The organism is Phenylobacterium sp. (assembly GCF_019636135.1).
Classification (GTDB): Bacteria; Pseudomonadota; Alphaproteobacteria; order Caulobacterales; family Caulobacteraceae; genus Phenylobacterium.
This window is the reverse complement of the sequence record NZ_JAHBYD010000022.1, coordinates 44000-59134: the sequence shown is the minus strand read 5'-3', so window position 1 is coordinate 59134 and position 15135 is coordinate 44000. Positions and strand designations below refer to the sequence as shown.

General features: G+C 71.7%; 12 protein-coding genes. 4 read left to right on the top strand and 8 right to left on the bottom strand.

What is annotated here, in order from left to right; all coding sequences use genetic code 11:
- Position 1: 1 nt before the first annotated feature.
- On the bottom strand, positions 2 to 1087 hold the full coding sequence (gene nadA, locus KF737_RS15685; RefSeq protein ID WP_296456761.1) for a quinolinate synthase NadA: 1086 nt from the start codon (positions 1085 to 1087) through the stop codon (positions 2 to 4).
- 279 nt (positions 1088 to 1366) lie between these two features.
- On the opposite strand from nadA, the gene KF737_RS15680 reads away from it, so the two are divergent.
- Positions 1367 to 1861, top strand: a complete 495-nt coding sequence (locus KF737_RS15680; protein WP_296456758.1) for an endonuclease domain-containing protein — start codon at positions 1367 to 1369, stop codon at positions 1859 to 1861.
- Between the two features lies 1 nt (position 1862).
- Here KF737_RS15680 and KF737_RS15675 read toward each other — a convergent pair whose 3' ends face one another.
- Complete coding sequence (locus tag KF737_RS15675; RefSeq protein WP_296456755.1) at positions 1863 to 3845, bottom strand: ATP-binding protein; 1983 nt, start codon at positions 3843 to 3845, stop codon at positions 1863 to 1865.
- Positions 3846 to 4005: 160 nt separating this feature from the next.
- Here KF737_RS15675 and KF737_RS15670 point away from each other — a divergent pair, with 160 nt between their 5' ends.
- Positions 4006 to 5226, top strand: coding sequence for a cell wall hydrolase (locus KF737_RS15670; RefSeq protein ID WP_296456751.1), 1221 nt, complete (start codon positions 4006 to 4008; stop codon positions 5224 to 5226).
- 3 nt (positions 5227 to 5229) lie between these two features.
- On the opposite strand, the gene KF737_RS15665 is transcribed toward KF737_RS15670, so the two are convergent.
- The gene (locus KF737_RS15665) at positions 5230 to 8277 is read right to left on the bottom strand and encodes a CHAT domain-containing tetratricopeptide repeat protein (protein ID WP_296456748.1); all 3048 of its coding nucleotides are present in this window, start codon (positions 8275 to 8277) and stop codon (positions 5230 to 5232) included.
- A 178-nt stretch (positions 8278 to 8455) separates the two neighbouring features.
- Between KF737_RS15665 and KF737_RS15660 the strand changes: the two genes are divergently transcribed.
- Complete coding sequence (locus KF737_RS15660; RefSeq protein WP_296456745.1) at positions 8456 to 9637, top strand: acyl-CoA dehydrogenase family protein; 1182 nt, start codon at positions 8456 to 8458, stop codon at positions 9635 to 9637.
- Between the two features lie 14 nt (positions 9638 to 9651).
- Entirely contained in the window at positions 9652 to 10068 is a 417-nt protein-coding gene (locus KF737_RS15655) for a MerR family DNA-binding transcriptional regulator (protein ID WP_296456742.1), read from the top strand.
- Between the two features lie 284 nt (positions 10069 to 10352).
- On the opposite strand, the gene KF737_RS15650 is transcribed toward KF737_RS15655, so the two are convergent.
- The 5 genes from KF737_RS15650 to KF737_RS15630 all read right to left on the bottom strand — a co-directional run bounded on the left by KF737_RS15650 (position 10353) and on the right by KF737_RS15630 (position 14851).
- Positions 10353 to 11063 (bottom strand): sensor histidine kinase, encoded by a 711-nt coding sequence (locus KF737_RS15650; protein WP_296456739.1) that lies wholly within the window; start codon positions 11061 to 11063, stop codon positions 10353 to 10355.
- Between the two features lie 257 nt (positions 11064 to 11320).
- The gene (locus tag KF737_RS15645) at positions 11321 to 12979 is read right to left on the bottom strand and encodes an amidohydrolase family protein (RefSeq protein WP_296456736.1); all 1659 of its coding nucleotides are present in this window, start codon (positions 12977 to 12979) and stop codon (positions 11321 to 11323) included.
- A 207-nt stretch (positions 12980 to 13186) separates the two neighbouring features.
- Complete coding sequence (locus KF737_RS15640) at positions 13187 to 13396, bottom strand: hypothetical protein (RefSeq protein WP_296456732.1); 210 nt, start codon at positions 13394 to 13396, stop codon at positions 13187 to 13189.
- Entirely contained in the window at positions 13389 to 13601 is a 213-nt protein-coding gene (locus KF737_RS15635; protein ID WP_296456729.1) for a hypothetical protein, read from the bottom strand. The genes KF737_RS15640 and KF737_RS15635 overlap by 8 nt, the downstream gene beginning before the upstream one ends.
- On the bottom strand, positions 13601 to 14851 hold the full coding sequence (locus KF737_RS15630; RefSeq protein WP_296456726.1) for an acetyl-CoA C-acetyltransferase: 1251 nt from the start codon (positions 14849 to 14851) through the stop codon (positions 13601 to 13603). Before KF737_RS15630 ends, KF737_RS15635 begins: the two co-directional genes overlap by 1 nt.
- Positions 14852 to 15135 lie beyond the last annotated feature (284 nt).

Sequence of the window (15135 nt, the reverse complement as noted above, 5' to 3'; positions counted from 1 at the left end):
CTCAGATCAGCTCCACGTCGACGTGGTGGCGGGCCTTGACGAGGTCGTATCGGGCCGGCTGCGACGGCGGCGGCAGGTCGACCATGCGCTGGACGGCCAGCCGCGCGCGCTCGGCGACCGCGGGATCGACCGTCACCTCGAACCGCTCGTGCAGGAGCGACTCGTAGATGTTCTCCAGCGTGATCGTCTTCATGTGCGGGCAGAGGTTGCAGGGCCGCACGAACTCGGTGAACGGCGCGTCGGCGGCGACGTTGTCGGCCATCGAGCACTCGGTGATCAGCACCACGCGCTTCGGCTTCCGCTGGATGACGTAGTCGTTCATCGCGGCCGTCGAGCCGGCGAAGTCGCTGACCTCCAGCACCTCGGCCGGGCACTCCGGGTGCGCCAGGACCTCGGCGCCCGGATAGGCGGCCTTGATCTCCAGGATGTCGGCGGCCGTGAAGCGCTCATGCACCTCGCAGCGGCCCTTCCAGGCGACGATGCCGATGTGGGTCTGGCGCGCGACGTTGCGGGCCAGGAACTCGTCCGGGATCAGGATGACGCGGTCGACGCCCCACTGCGCGGCGGCCTGTTCGACCACCTGCACGGCGTTGGCGCTGGTGCAGCAGATGTCGGTCTCGGCCTTCACGTCGGCGGTGGTGTTCACGTAGGTGACCACCGGCAGGTCCGGGTAGCGCTGCTTGATCAGGCGCACGTCGGCGCCGGTGATCGAGCTGGCCAGCGAGCAGCCGGCGCGCAGGTCCGGGATCAGGACGCGCTTCTCCGGCGACAGGATCTTGGAGGTCTCGGCCATGAAGTGGACGCCCGCCTGGACGATGATCCTGGCGTCGGAACGGGCGGCCTCCTTGGCCAGGCCCAGGCTGTCGCCCACGTAGTCGCCGACCCCGTGGAAGATCTCGGGCGTCATGTAGTTGTGGGCGAGGATGACGGCGTCCTTCTCGCGCTTCAGCCGGTTGATCTCGGCGATGAGCGGGGCCTGGAGGCGCCACTCCATGGGCGTGACGTGATGCCTGACCTTCTCCCATGCGGGCGCCGTCTGGGCCTCCACGGCAGGGGTGAACGCGAACTGGAACCCGTCGGCGGCCATCGAACCCTCCTTATGCTCAAAGTGAGCATTAATGGGGCCTATAAGAGGGCGCCTGGCCCTGGAGAACCGGCGCCCGCACCCTTTTGCTCACTTCGAGCATAATGATCATATAGCCATGACGCTGGGATGCGCAAGGGATGATTGGAGGGAAGGTGGAGCGCATCAGCAGAAGTTCTTGTTATGTTCTTATGCGCGCTCTACCTTCCCCGTTGATGGGGAAGGGGAGCGCAGGGGAGGCGGATGAGGGCTTCGATCAAGATCGACAAATGAGCCAAGGCGTTGCGGCGTGACATGACCGAGCCGGAGGTGATGCTCTGGTCGCGGCTGCGGGCGCGCGGTGAGGAGCGCCCGATCTTTCGGCGGCAGTACGCCTATGAGCAGATGATCTTCGACTTCTACTGCCCAGCGGCGCGCCTGGCGGTCGAGATCGATGGGTCGACGCATTGGGGCGACGAGAAGCGCGAGAAGGATCAGGCGCGCGACATGTGGCTCAAGCGGCGCGGGATCGAGGTGCTGCGGATTGAGGCGAGCGATGTGTATCGGCGCCTTGGCAGCGTCGCAGACGGGGTGATCTTGTCGGCGCTGGGACGGATCGATGACCTGAGGCGCCGCTCTACCTTCCCCGTTGACGGGGAAGGGGGACCGTCGGCCGAGCGTAGCGAAGAGCCGATGGTGGAAGGGGCGTGGTCAGGCTCGGCGGCGGCTTCCGCCCCCTCCACCACTCGCTCTTCGGCGAGTGGTCCCCCTCCCCCGCTTCGCAGGGGAGGCAGATAACTCACGCCGCCTCTGTCGCCTTCGTCGCGTCGGCGATGCAGCGGGCGAGCTGGTCGGCGCCGTAGGGTTTGCGGAGCAGGGGCCAGGAGGTGTCTTCGGCGGCGGAGAGGACCTCGCCGGTGTAGCCGGAGGAGAGGATGACCGGCAGGCCGGGCCGCAGCGCGACGGCCTCGCGGGCCAGGTCCACCCCGGACTTGTCGCCGGGCATGATGAGGTCGGTGAGCAGGAGGTCGACCGGCTCCCGGCCGCGCAGGACGACCAGGGCGGCGTCGGCGTGCTCGGTGCGGCGGACCTGATGGCCGAGGTCGCGCAGCATGTCCTCGACCAGTTCGGCCACCTGCGCGTCGTCCTCCGCGAGGAGGATGCGCAGCGCGCGGCCGCGGGCCGGCTCCGCCTCGCCGGCCGCGACGAGCGCCGCCGCTTCAGGGGCCGCGACGCGGGGGAGATAGAGGCTGACGCTGGCGCCCCTGCCCGGGGCGCTGTCCACGGTGGCCGTGCCGCCGCTCTGGCGGGCGAAGCCGTAGACCTGGGAGAGGCCGAGGCCCGTGCCGCGGCCGTGCGCCTTGGTGGTGAAGAAGGGCTCGAAGGCGCGCTGGGCGGTGGCGTCGTCCATGCCGGCGCCGGTGTCGTGGACGCCCACGCAGAGGTACTCGCCCGCCTCCAGCGCCTCGACCTGCCGGGCTTTCAGGGTCACGGGCAGGGTCTCGATGCGGATCATGCCGCCCGGGGGCGTGGCGTCGCGGGCGTTGACCACGAGGTTCATGACCGCCGCCTCGAACTGGCTGGGGTCGAGGTTGACGACGCAGTCGGGGGCCGCGGGCGAGACGATCAGGGTGACAGCCTCGCCGACGGCGCGGCTGAGCAGGGCCTCGGAGTCCTTCAGCAGCGCATCGACCTGCACCGGTTCGGGCTTCAGCGCCTGGCGGCGGGAGAAGGCGAGGAGCTGCTGGGTCAGGCGCTCGCCGCGGCGGGCCGCGCCCAGCGCCGCCTCGATCATCCGCGCGCGGCGGGCCTCGTCCCTGGGATGGCGCTGCATCAGGTCGAGTGCGCCGATGACGACGGTGAGCAGGTTGTTGAAGTCGTGCGCCACGCCGCCGGTGAGCTGGCCCACGGCCTCCAGCTTCTGCGCCCGCTGCAGGGCCGCCTCGGCCTCGTCGCGCCCGGCCAGGGCCTCCTGCACCCGCTCGGCCAGGAGGTCGTTGATCCGCTTCAGGTCGTCCTCGGCCTGCTTGGCGTCGGTGGCGTCGAAGCCCACGCCGATGAAGCCGTCGAAGGCCCCGTCGGCGCCCCAGCGCGGCTGGCTGACCGAACGGATCCAGCGGAACTCGCCGTCGGCGCGCCGGTAGCGGGCCTCCAGGGTGAAGAGCCGGCGCGAGCTCTCGCCCGCCACCTGCTCGCGCAGCACGCGGGCGAGGTCGTCGGGATGGAGGAACCTGCGCCAGTCGACCTCGGCGGCCGTGACGAAGTCGGCGCCCATGAAGTCGTTGTAGGCCTTGTTGGTGAATTCGCGGCGGCCGTCGCTGCGGGTGACCCACATCAGGATCGGCGCGCTGTCGGCCAGGGTGCGGAAGCGGTTCTCGGTGACCTCCAGGGTGCGCTGGGCGGCGGCCTGGGTGGCGTTGGCCTCGTCGAGCCGCAGCAGCGCCTCGCGCAGGCTGGAGGAGACGATGACCGTCAGCGCCGCCGAGATCACGAACATGATCATGACCGAGGTCTGGGGCGCCGTGACGATGACCGGCGCGTGCCAGCCGACGACCACCGCCAGGGTCAGCGCGCCCCAGCCCCAGCGTGGCCCGGCGTAGAGCGTCGCCAGGATCAGCGCGGGAAGGGTGGTGACCGAGGCGCCGACGGCGTTCTCCCAGCCCAGCGCCGCGCCCCGGATGAGCGCCGCGCCGGCGAGCGCGCCCAGCGTGATCGCCAGCCCCGTCAGGAACGGCGGCGAGCGTCGCGGGATCAGACGTAGCGGCCAAAGCGCCGGCAGCATGGCGGTGAGCACCCCTCTCGCCCCCAGGATGTGATGCGTCCGAGGCGGTTGCAACCGCGTAGCCGCGCCCTGAGACGAGATGTCCGCAGTGTCGCAACTTGCACGGTTTTTGCCCCGCGGGGGTCCAAATGCCGCCGGTATGCGCCTATATGCGACGGCTTTGGGTCAACCACGGAGGGGAGCTCCCCTGGCATCCGCGCGCTGGAACAGGTCTCGTCCGGGCTGGACGAAGGCCGGGGCCGCCCTGGTCCTGACGGCCCTGCTGGCCGGTCCTGCGTGCGCGCCCAGGGACGGGTTCTCCGCGAAGGAGAAGGCGCGGTTCGCCTCGCGCGGGCTCTCGGACGCGGGGCTCTACAAGCTGGCCTCGTCGATGGACCCCGCCATGCGGGCGCTGGCGCTGCGGCACGATCCCGGCTCGCGCGCGCCGGACACCTGGGGCCGCGCGACCGGCTGGAACAAGCTCGACCTCGCCCACCTGCCCGACCTCGGCTTCACCGAGGCGGAGGCGCAGGGCCAGACCGCCGAGGAGCTGAACGCGCTCCGCCCGTTCGCCACCCTGCCGATCCGGCCGATGCGGCCTTTCGTCCTGAAGGGCGCCGACGAGGATCGCGCGCGCGCCGTCCAGTGCCTGAGCGAGGCCGTCTACTACGAGGCCGCCCGCGAGCCCGAGGTGGGGCAGGAGGCCGTCGCCCAGGTCGTGCTGAACCGCCTGCGTCATCCGGCCTATCCGAAGAGCGTGTGCGGCGTGGTCTACCAGGGCTCGGCGCGCGCCACGGGCTGCCAGTTCACCTTCACCTGCGACGGCTCGCTCCGCTACAAGCCGATGGCGGCGCTGTGGACCCGGGCCCGCGCGGTCGCCGAGCGGGCGCTGAACGGCTACGTCGACAAGGGCGTGGGCTCGGCCACGCACTATCACGCCCAGTACGTGGCCCCGTACTGGGCGCCGACGCTGGTGAAGATGACCCAGGTGGGCCAGCACATCTTCTACCGCTGGACCGGGCCGTGGGGCGAGCCGCAGGCGTTCACCGGCCGCTATGCGGGCAACGAGGCCTACCTCGCCCCGGCGGTGCTGGGCGGCGTCGACCGGCGCATCCAGGGCGACGACCTCTTCCCGCCGCAGACCGAGGCGCAACTGACCGAACGCAAGATCACCCTGGCGGTGGCGGGCGAGGTGCGGACCTATTCGGTGGTCGATCCGAACGTCCCGGGCGGCGAGCGCAAGCGGGTGATGGGGGTCCTGATGTCCACGCGCCGCCAGCCGACGGCGGAAGAGATCCAGCGGATCAACAAGAGCCTTGAGGCCGTCGAGCGCGGCCTCGACGCCAAGGCGGCCGGGGCCCAGTCCGCCACCGCCCAGGCCGGGCCCGCCGCGACGGACTAGGACCTAGTCGGCCGCGATCACCACGAAGGGCGCCCAGTAGGCGGGGTGGGACCACTCCGGCCGCCAGCCGGGCAGGGGCTTGCCGTCGAGCGTGCGGCCGGTGCGGACGACGCGCATGGCGCGCTGCAGGGCTTGGGCCTTGGTGAGCTTGGGGTCGGCGCGCTGGATCGCGAGCGTCTGCACCGTCAGCGCGGCCGTCGAGTCGTCGAACACCCGCCAGTGGCTGACCAGCAGCGCGCGCGCCCCGGCGTAGAGGAAGGCCCGCGCCAGCCCCGAGAGGTTGTCCGACCCCGGCTGGCCGTCGGCGCCGGCGGTGTTGCAGGCCGAGAGGATCACCCAGTCGGCGGAGAGGTCGAGGGCCGCGGCCTCGGAGGCGGTCAGCACGCCGTCGTCCTGCGCCGTCGCCCTGGCGGGCGGCGTCAGCACGAGCCCCGGCTCGTCCAGGCCCTGGATCTGCCGTGAGAGCAGCCCGTGCGTGGCGAAGGCGACGACGTTCGCGCGGGGCAGGTCGGTCGAGGTCTTGATCGCCGTCTCGGTCGCCTTCGCGCCCAGCTTCAGGCTGGTCGGCGGCGCGCCCAGCGTCCTGGCCATCGCCTTCAGCTCGTCGGCGGAGCCCGGCAGCGGCGCGAAGGCGGCGGCGAGCTGCTTCGGATCGGCCAGGCGCCGCGCGGCCGGCTGCGGACCGGTGAGCGCCGGGTCGCCGAAGCCCACGAAGGCCCACCGCTGGCCCGCGGGCCGCTTGCTGGGCGCGCCCGCACGCAGGCTGGCGACGGCGGGGAGCGTGGTCAGCGCGTAGCGGTCGGCGAGCCAGCCCACGGGCCCCAGCGCCGCGCCGTTGCGGTCCTGCGGCGGCAGCGACACCGGCAGCACGCCCAGCGGAATCCCGCCCAGCGCGCCCGACGCGGTGACGAACAGGCGCTCGACGCCCGCCAGGCCGTCTTCCACCGGCGCGATCAGGTCCCTGTAGACGCCGTAGGCGGTCTGCACGTCGTAGGCCGGCAGCTTCCCCGGCGGGCCGATGCGGCCGCAGGACTCGTCGTCCATCTGGCAGCGCAGCGCCTTCAGCCGCTTCTCCAGGCTGGCCTGGCCGCCGGCCACGCGGTTCCAGGCCACGCGGGTCCTGGAGACCGCGAACACATGCACGTCGTCGCCCAGCGGCACGATCAGCAGCAGCCCTTCGCCCGGCCGCAGCCGCTTCTGGGCCTGGGCCAGCGTCAGGGCCTGGGGGGCGATGATCTCGGCGTATCGCGGATTGTCCCTGGCGAGCTTCGCGTCGAGGCCCGCGAGCTCGCGGCCCACGGCGTCGAGGGCGGCGCCGACGCGGGCGGCCTTGGCGGGATCGTTCTGCGGCAGGGCCTCGATGAGCTGGCCCTCGATCTGGCGGACCTGGCCGGCCAGCGCCTGGCGCACGCGGGCGTCGCCGGCGGCGGCCTGGCGGCTGAAGGCGGCGCGGGCGGCGGTCTGGGCCAGCGCGCGGGCGGCCGGCGAGACCTCCAGGTCCTGCGCGGCGGTGAAGGCCGCGTCCTGCAGCCGGCCGAACTCGCCGGGCCGCTCCTTCGCCGCCAGCCAGGCCACGCGCAGGTAGCGGCGGAAGACCGGCTCCTCGCCGTGGCCGCCCTCGGCGTCGGCGCGGGCGCGGCGGATGGCGGCGTCGGGGTCGGAGCCCGCGGCCTTCAGGTCGGCGCTGCGGCGCGCGCGCACGATCGCCACGGCCTGCGAGGCGTAGGCCTCGGCCTGCCCGTTGTCGGACAGCCTGTGCCGGTTGTCGGCCAGCGCATCCAGCGCCCTGGCCGTGGCCGGGTGCCGCTCGCCCAGGACGGCGCGGCGGACTTCCAGGGCCTTTTCCAGGTGTGGCCGCGCCTCGGCGTAGCGGCTGCGGGCGGTGAGGTCCGCGCCCAGGCCCGCCTGCGCGTCGGCGGCGGCGGGGCTCTTCTCGCCCCGAGCGGCCACGACGATCTCCAGCGCCTTCCTGTGCAGCTTCTCGGCCTCGCGGGCCTTGCCGCGGGCGGCCAGGGTGTCGGCGAGCGCCGCGTAGCTGACGCCGGTGTCGAAGTGCTTGTCGCCCAGCGCCTTGCGGCGGATGTCCAGCGCCCTGCGCAGCAGCGGCTCGGCCGCGTCGTGGCGGCCCTGCGCGGCGAGGTTCGCGCCCAGCTCGGCGGTGTCGGCGGCGGTCGCCGGATGGTTCGGGCCGCGCACGTCGCGGTCCGTGGCCAGCGCCATCCGGTAGAGCGGCTCGGCCTCCACGTGGCGGCCCTGGGCGTCCAGGTTGGCGGCGACGCGGGCGTAGGCCTGGGCGGTGGCGGCGTCGCGCTCGCCGAAAGCCGCGCGGCGCAGCGTGAGCGCCCGGCGCAGCATCGGTTCGGCCTCGGCGTGGCGGCCCAACTCGTCCAGCGTGGCCCCGAGGCTCCCCAGGTCCTGCGCCAGGCGCGGGTCCTTGTCGCCGAACGCGCGGGTGTCGATGTCGAGGGCCAGGCGGTAGAGGGGCTCGGCCTGGGCGGCCTTCATGTCGGCGCGCAGCACGTCGGCGAGGGCCACAGACGCGGCGGCCGCCTCGGGCCCCCTCTCGCCGAACAGGGCGCGCGTGGCGGTCAGGAGCTGGCGGCGCAGCGGCTCGGCGTCGCCGAACCGCCCCTGCCGCTCATGCACCCCGGCCAGGTTGGCGAGCGCCAGCAGGGTCTGCGGGTCCCGCTCGCCCAGGGTCTTCCGCGAGGCTTCGAGGGCGCGCCGGAAGTAGGGCTCGGCGTCGGCGTCGCGGCCGCGCTTCACCAGCGCCTGGCCGATCCAGGACCATGAGGCCGCGGTGGTCGGCGCTTCCGGCCCGAAGGTCCTGCTCTCGAGCGCGGCGCGCTGGCGGGTCACCTTCTCCAGCCGGCTCCAGTCGCCGGCGGCGCGGGCCGCCTCGGCCTCGGCGACGAGCTGCTTCCAATCGGCCGCTTCCTTCGGCGTGGGCGCGCGCAGCATCGCCTCCGGCGCGGCGGTGGCCGCGCCCGACAGGGCCGCAAGCATGAGCGCCGCGCCCGTCAGGCGCGCCCGCCAGTGTTCCGGGCGCATCCCGCTCCCGTCCGCTAAGAATCTCCCACGCGTTGAACCTACTCGCTCTCCGCGCGAGGACGCATGGGACGAGACGCCGCGATCGAGGATTTTTTGCAGGTTTCCGTCACGGGTTGCCGCTGCGACAACGATTTTCAGAACTTGTTTTAGGTTCCGGGCCGCCTCAATCTTCGCCCCGATGGACCTGGACCTGAGCCCCGAGGACCTCGCCTTCCGCGACGAGGTCCGGACCTTCCTGGACGAGAACCTGACGCCCGAGCTGCGCGAGGCGGGCCGCAGGCTCACCTCCGTCTTCTGCGATCCGGAGCACAGCCTGCCCTGGCAGAGGATCCTGCACGCCAGGGGCTGGGCCGCGCCGTCGTGGCCCCGGGAGTACGGCGGGCCGGGCTGGAACGAAGTCCAGCGCGCGATCTTCGCCGCCGAGTGCGCACGCGCCGGAACGCCCAGCCTCGCGCCGATGGGCCTGAAGATGGTCGCTCCGGTGATCATGGGCTACGGCACGCCCGGGCAGAAGGCGTTCTACCTGCCGCGCATCCTCTCGGGCGAGGACTACTGGTGCCAGGGCTACTCCGAGCCGGGCAGTGGATCGGACCTCGCCTCGCTCCAACTCAAGGCCGTAAGCGACGGAGATCACTACGTTCTCTCCGGGTCGAAGATCTGGACGACGCACGCCCAGCACGCCAACCGCATGTTCTGCCTCGTGCGCACCGACGCCGGCGGCAAGCCGCAGGCCGGGATCACCTTCCTGCTGCTGGAGATGGACACGCCCGGCATCGAGGTGAAGCCGATCATCACCCTGGCCGGCGAGCATGAGGTGAACCAGGTCTTCTTCGACAACGTCCGCGTGCCCAAGACGGGCCGCGTCGGCGAGGAGAACCAGGGCTGGACGGTGGCCAAGTACCTGCTGGAGTTCGAGCGGGGCGGGGGCTCGGCGCCCGGCCTCCAGGTCGGGCTGGCGCGGGCGGACAGGATCGCCGAGGCCGCCCACGGCGAGGACCGCTGGCATCGCCGCCGCGTCGCCGAGGCGCAGATCGCGGTGACCGCCATCGACGTCTCCGAGCGCCGCGTGCTCTCGGCGCTGGCGGGGGGCGGGAACCCGGGCCCGGCCTCCTCGATGCTGAAGATCAACGGCACGGAGGCGATGCAGCGGGTGGACGAGATCTCCGTCGCCGCGCTCGGGCCCTACGCGGGCGTCGACCAGCCCGCCGCGCGCCTCGCCGGCTCCAACGTCGAGCCGGTCGGGCCGGAGGCCGGCCTCGTGGCCATGCCGCGCTACCTGAACAACCGGGCCGCCTCGATCTACGGCGGCTCCAACGAGATCCAGAGAGACATCATCGCCCGGCTGGTGCTCGGGCTGTGAGGGAGGAGAACAAGGTGTCGCTGCTGCTCAACCTGCGTCGTCCGCCGTACCGGACCTATTCGATCACCCAGCTCTGCCGCGAGTTCGGCGCCACGCCGCGGGCGCTCAGGTTCTACGAGGAGCAGGGGCTGCTCTCGCCCACCCGGCGCGACACGGCGCGGGTCTATTCCTACAAGGACCGCGCCCGCCTGCAGCTCATCATGCGCGGCCGCCGCGTCGGCTTCTCCATCGCCGAGATCCGCGACATCCTCGACGCCTACGACGAGGAGGGCTCGGCCGCCCAGGACGCCGAGGCCCTGAAGATCCACAAGCGCCGCGTGGCCCAGCTCGTCCGGCAGCGCGAGGAAGTGGACGAGGCCATCCGCCTGCTGCAGGTCGCCTCCGACCGGCTGTCGCGCCAGTACCCCGACGCCGCCGACCTGGATCCCTGACCTACCGCGGACCCAACCAAGTACGTCATTCCCCGGACTTGATCCGGGGTGGCGCGCGCAGCGCCGGATGAGGTCGTGCGAACCTTCGATCTGCGTTGGCGCGCCAGCGCTGTGTCGATTCAACCACGAAGAACACGAAGATCACGAAGGCGCCGCGGATGGGCTGGGCGCAGCGCGCTTCTCGGACCCTTCGTGATCTTCGTGTCCTTCGTGGTGGGAATCAGGGCGCCTGCGGCGCATGCCGCGCCACTTATCCCCCTACGGGAGAAGGGCGCTGATTGGCCTTAGTCGCCCGCCCAGGCCTGGAACGAGCGGTCGACGCGCGGCGCGGCCGTCGCCACCGGGGCGCGGATGGTGAAGCAGACGCCGGCGTCGCTCTGCACGGTCAGGGCGCCCTTCAGGTCGCGCACGATGGCGGCGACGATCGACATGCCCAGGCCGCCGCCCACGCCCGCGCGTTGCAGGCCGTTCGCCAGGCCCTTGCCCGCGTCGGCGACGCTGAGGACGAGGTCGTAGCCCTCGCGCCGGGCGGTGACGGTGAGCTGGCCGCCCGGCTTGCCGTCGTAGGCGTGCTTGGCGGCGTTGATGGCGAACTCGTTGATGGCGATGCCGAGCTGCTGGGCCATGTCGCCGGAGACGGCGGTCAGGTCGGCCTGCGCCGAGCACGCCAGGCCCGTCGAGGCGGCGATCGCCTGGCAGAGGCCCGTCAGGAACGGCGCCAGCTCGACCGAGGCCTTGCCGGCGTGCTCGTGCAGGTAGCGGTGCAGTTCGCCGACGGCGACGAGCCGGGCGCGGCTGGCCTCCAGCGCGGCGGTGGCCTGCGGGTCGCGCGACCGGAGCTGTTCGAACACCAGCATGTCGGCGGCCAGTTGCAGGCTGTTGGCCACGCGGTGGTTCAGTTCCTGGATCTCGCGCTCCTGCACGGCCAGGCGCGTGCGGGCGTTGCTGAGCTCACGGGCGACGCCCGGATCGGAGGATGTGGCGGCTGAGAACATCGGGGGCTCGTTCTCTACGGTGAAGCTTGTTCCTGCTATGGGGACAGTGACCTTCTGCACCGCCGGCGATCCTACAACAGAAGATTGAGTTCGTCAGTTCCTCCAGTTGCACAATAATGTTAGGCGAAAGTGCGTCCGTCCGCCCCGAACGACATGGCGAGAGCGTGGCGTGTTAACTTCTCGTTAAGTATTCGCGTCTCGTGCGAGCGCTCTTTTACCTCCCGCGCGAAGTGGCGGGAGGTGAGAGGTAGCGACGGTCAGACGCAGACGACGCCCGAGCGGCTCGCGGTGTAGGCGCCTTGCGCATAGGCCACCTCGCCGTTGACCAGCACCGTGTCCACGCCCCTGGCGGCGCGGACATAGCGCATGCCGTCGCCCGGCATGTCGAAGGCGGGCAGTTCGTCGCCGCGGTCGATGGCGTCGGCGTCGAACACCACGATGTCGGCGCACTGGCCGGGCGCGAGGCGGCCGCGGTCCTTCAGGCCCCAGATGTCGGCCGTCTCGGAGGTGATCTTGGCGACCGCCTTCTCCAGGCTCATCGCGCCCGCCTTGCGCACGAACTCCGAGAACAGGTAGCCGGTGTCGCCGTAGGTCGAGAACGAGGCCAGGTGCGCCCCGCCGTCGCTGGCGCCGATATGCACCAGCGGGTGGGCCAGCATCGGGCCGATGCGGTCGGTGGACTGGTGGCCCTGGCTGGCCGACAGGAAGGCGACGTCCAGGCCGTTCTCCAAGGAGAGCTTGATCAGCGCCAGGCCGGCCGGCTGGCCGCGCAGCCGGGCGATCTCCGACAGGGTCTTGCCGACGTACTCGGGCGGGCAGGCGTCGCCGCCGCGGGCGACCAGGCGGCCGAACATCGCCTCGCCGCCGTCGGGCCCGAGGTCGGCCAGCATCTTGGCGCGGGTGTCGGGGTCGGTGAGCGCCGCCACGCGCTGCTCCAACGGCTGGCGCAGGATCCGCACCCAGCGCGGCAGCCGGGCGAAGAACAGGCTGGGGCGCAGCAGGCTGAAGCTGATGTCGATCGGCCGCGTCTGCATCTGCGGCCAGACGCGGGCGCCGCGGGCGAACTGCTCCTCGACGCGGGCGATGGCGCGCTCGGCGTTGTCCGGCACGGCGAGCGTGTCGAACAGCGGCGAGAAGGTGGTGGGGATGCCGTGCCGGATCGAGAGCTCCGCGAGCTGGTCGATCCGCGCGATGGTGATGTCGGTGGCGTAGAACTCGGGCACCACCTGCAGCATGCGGCCGAACTCGCCCAGCACGGCGCAGAGCGCGTCCAGCTCGTCGAACTGGGCATAGCGGCTGGGCACGGGCTTGCCGTGCGCGTCCAGGTCCACGAAGCTGGTGGAGAGGCCGACCGCGCCCGCCTTCAGGCACTCGCGCAGCAGCGCCTGCATGGCGGCGATCTCGTCGGGGAACGCGGCGCGCTCCTGCGAGGCCGGGCCCATGACCCAGAGGCGGATCACGCTGTGGCCGACCAGTGGGGCGACGTTGATCGACAGGCCCTTCTCAATGGCGGCGCGGTAGCCGGCGAAGTCTTCCCAGGTCCATTCGAAGGCGGTGGTGAAGGCCTCGGGCGGCATCTCCTCGATCTGCTGGAACATGCCGACGACGGCCTTGCGGTCGTCGGCCTTCAGCGGCGCCAGCGACAGCGAGCAGTTGCCGGGCACCACGCAGGTGACGCCGTGCTCCAGGGCCGGGCGCGCCGCCCCGTCCCAGAGCAGTTGCACGTCGAAGTGGGTGTGCGGGTCGATGAAGCCGGGCGCCACGACGCGGCCCCTGGCGTCCACGACGGTCCGCGCTTCGCCCGAGATCTGCCCGACGGCGGCGATGCGCCCGTCCTTGACCGCCACGTCGCCGGCGAAGCCTGGCGCGCCGGTCCCGTCGACCACCGTCCCGCCCCGCACGATCACGTCGAACATCGAAGCCTCCTGATGAGCTGCGTCCTCGGTCAACTCATTGAATAATAATGTACGTCATCCCGCGACTTGTTCGCGGGACCCATGAACTCCGTGGCGCCCGGGAGATCGCGGCGGCGACGCTGCGGGCCATCGGCCTCTCTCGTGTTCATGGGTCCCGCGGACAAGCCGCGGGATGACGATCGAGAGGGAGGAGCAGAACATTCCAACCTAACTCTCCGGCACGATCCGCCGCCAGGACTGGCCGTAGAGGTCCTCCAGGCTCGCCGCCCCGCAGGCCTCCATCAGTTTCAGCCCCGTGTCCTCGTCCAGCAGCACCGGATGCTCGGACCCGTCGGGGTGCAGGAGCCGCACCACCAGCTCGGCCGTCCCGTCGTGGCCGGCGACGATGTCGGCGCCGACGATCACCGCCTCATCCATTCGAGACCGGCGGCTCCACGAAGATCACGTCCGAGCCCAGCATCAGGCCGGGCGGCCGGCGCATCGCGAAGACGTGCAGGTTCCAGCTCTTGATGCTGTCCACCGCCGCCTGGAGCGGCTGGCCGGGCAGGGCGCGCGCCGCCAGTTCCTCGATCGTCTCCTCCGGACCGGGCGTGACGAAGCGGCGCTGGCGGCTGAGAACCACTACATGCGCTCGACGATGATGGCCGGGGCCATGCCGCCGGCGGCGCACATGGTGACCAGGCCGCGCTTCAGGTCGCGGCGCTCCAGTTCGTCGACGATGGTGCCGATCAGCATGGCGCCGGTGGCGCCGATCGGGTGGCCGAGCGCCATGGCGCCGCCGTTCACATTGACCTTCTCGCGGTCGAGCTTCAGGTCGCGGATGAACTTCTCGGCGACGACGGCGAAGGCCTCGTTGATCTCGAACAGGTCGATGTCGTCGATGGTCAGGCCGGCCTTGGCCAGCACCTTGCGGGCCGCCGGGACCGGGGCGTTCAGCATCAGGGTCGGGCAGTCGCCGACGTTGGCCATGGCCACCACGCGGGCGCGGGGCTTCATGCCGTTCTTCCCGGCGTACTCCGGCGAGGCCAGCAGCACCGCGCCCGAGCCGTCCACGACGCCCGAGGAGTTCCCGGCGTGGTGGAAGTGCTGGATCTTCAGGTCGGGGTACTTCTGGTTGATGAGGCCGGCGAAGGTGGTGCCCTTGTTGTCGAGCGGCACGTTGGCCATGGCCTCGAACGACGGCTTCAGGGCCGCCAGGCCCTCGGCGGTCGTCTGCGGGCGCGGGAATTCCTCGTGGTCGAGGGCGAGGCTGCCGTCCTCGCGGAACACCGGCACCAGGGCGCGGTCGAAGGCGCCTTCCGCGATCGCCTTGGCGGCGCGCTGCTGGCTGACGAGGGCCAGGGCGTCGAGGTCCGCGCGGCTGATGCCCTCCATGGTGGCGATGGCGTCGCCGCAGACGCCCTGGTGGCTCTGCGGGTGCCGCGCACGAAGCCGCAGGTTGCCCGAGTCCATCAGCGGCGGGCCGGCGTCCGGATCGCGCGGCGGGGCCGACGAGGCGGTGTAGCTCATCATCTCGCAGCCGCCGGCGATGACCAAGTCTTCCATGCCCGACATGATCTGGGCCGCGGCCAGATTCACCGCGGTGATGCCCGAACCGCAGTAGCGGTCCAGCGTCACGCCCGAGGCCTTGATGTTGTAGCCGGCGTCGAGGGCGGCCATGCGGCCCATGTCGCCGCCCTGCTTGCCGCGCTGGGACGAGCAGCCCCAGATGATGTCGTCGACCTCTTCGGTCTTCAGCGCGTTGCGCTCGGCCAGCGCCGCCAGGACCGCCGCGCCCAGGTGCTGCGGATGGTGGTCGGCCAGCGCGCCCTTGCCCACCTTGCCGATGCCGCGCGGCGTGCGGGCGCTGTCGATGATCCAGGCTTCGGACATGGTCTTTCCTCGTGATGCCAGTCGGCTTCCGCCGTTCCCGGAAACCTTCCGCCCCCGACGTTAGGTCAGTCCAGCCATTTCCGCGCGCGTCATCCAGGGCGCCCACTTCCCCAATCGTTGTCATCCCGGTTTCGCGACACGCGAAGACCGGGACCCAACCGTCGGGTGCGTCGAGGGTTGAGGGGCGGCCCCGGCGGTCGGGGCCATGCTGGCCGGCTCAGAGCACCGGAGGGTTGGGTCCCGGTCTTCGCCTCTCGGCGAAACCGGGATGACAAGCGTAGAGT

Excerpts from the sequence above, each read along its gene's own strand:
- KF737_RS15675 (WP_296456755.1), bottom strand. The coding sequence starts at position 3,845 with ATGCTGCCGGCGCTTTGGCCGCTACGTCTGATCCCGCGACGCTCGCCG.
- KF737_RS15645 (WP_296456736.1), bottom strand. The coding sequence starts at position 12,979 with ATGTTCGACGTGATCGTGCGGGGCGGGACGGTGGTCGACGGGACCGGC.
- KF737_RS15630 (WP_296456726.1), bottom strand. The coding sequence starts at position 14,851 with ATGTCCGAAGCCTGGATCATCGACAGCGCCCGCACGCCGCGCGGCATC.
- KF737_RS15665 (WP_296456748.1), bottom strand. The coding sequence starts at position 8,277 with ATGCGCCCGGAACACTGGCGGGCGCGCCTGACGGGCGCGGCGCTCATG.
- KF737_RS15640 (WP_296456732.1), bottom strand. The coding sequence starts at position 13,396 with ATGGATGAGGCGGTGATCGTCGGCGCCGACATCGTCGCCGGCCACGAC.
- KF737_RS15660 (WP_296456745.1), top strand. The coding sequence starts at position 8,456 with ATGGACCTGGACCTGAGCCCCGAGGACCTCGCCTTCCGCGACGAGGTC.
- KF737_RS15650 (WP_296456739.1), bottom strand. The coding sequence starts at position 11,063 with ATGTTCTCAGCCGCCACATCCTCCGATCCGGGCGTCGCCCGTGAGCTC.
- nadA (WP_296456761.1), bottom strand. The coding sequence starts at position 1,087 with ATGGCCGCCGACGGGTTCCAGTTCGCGTTCACCCCTGCCGTGGAGGCC.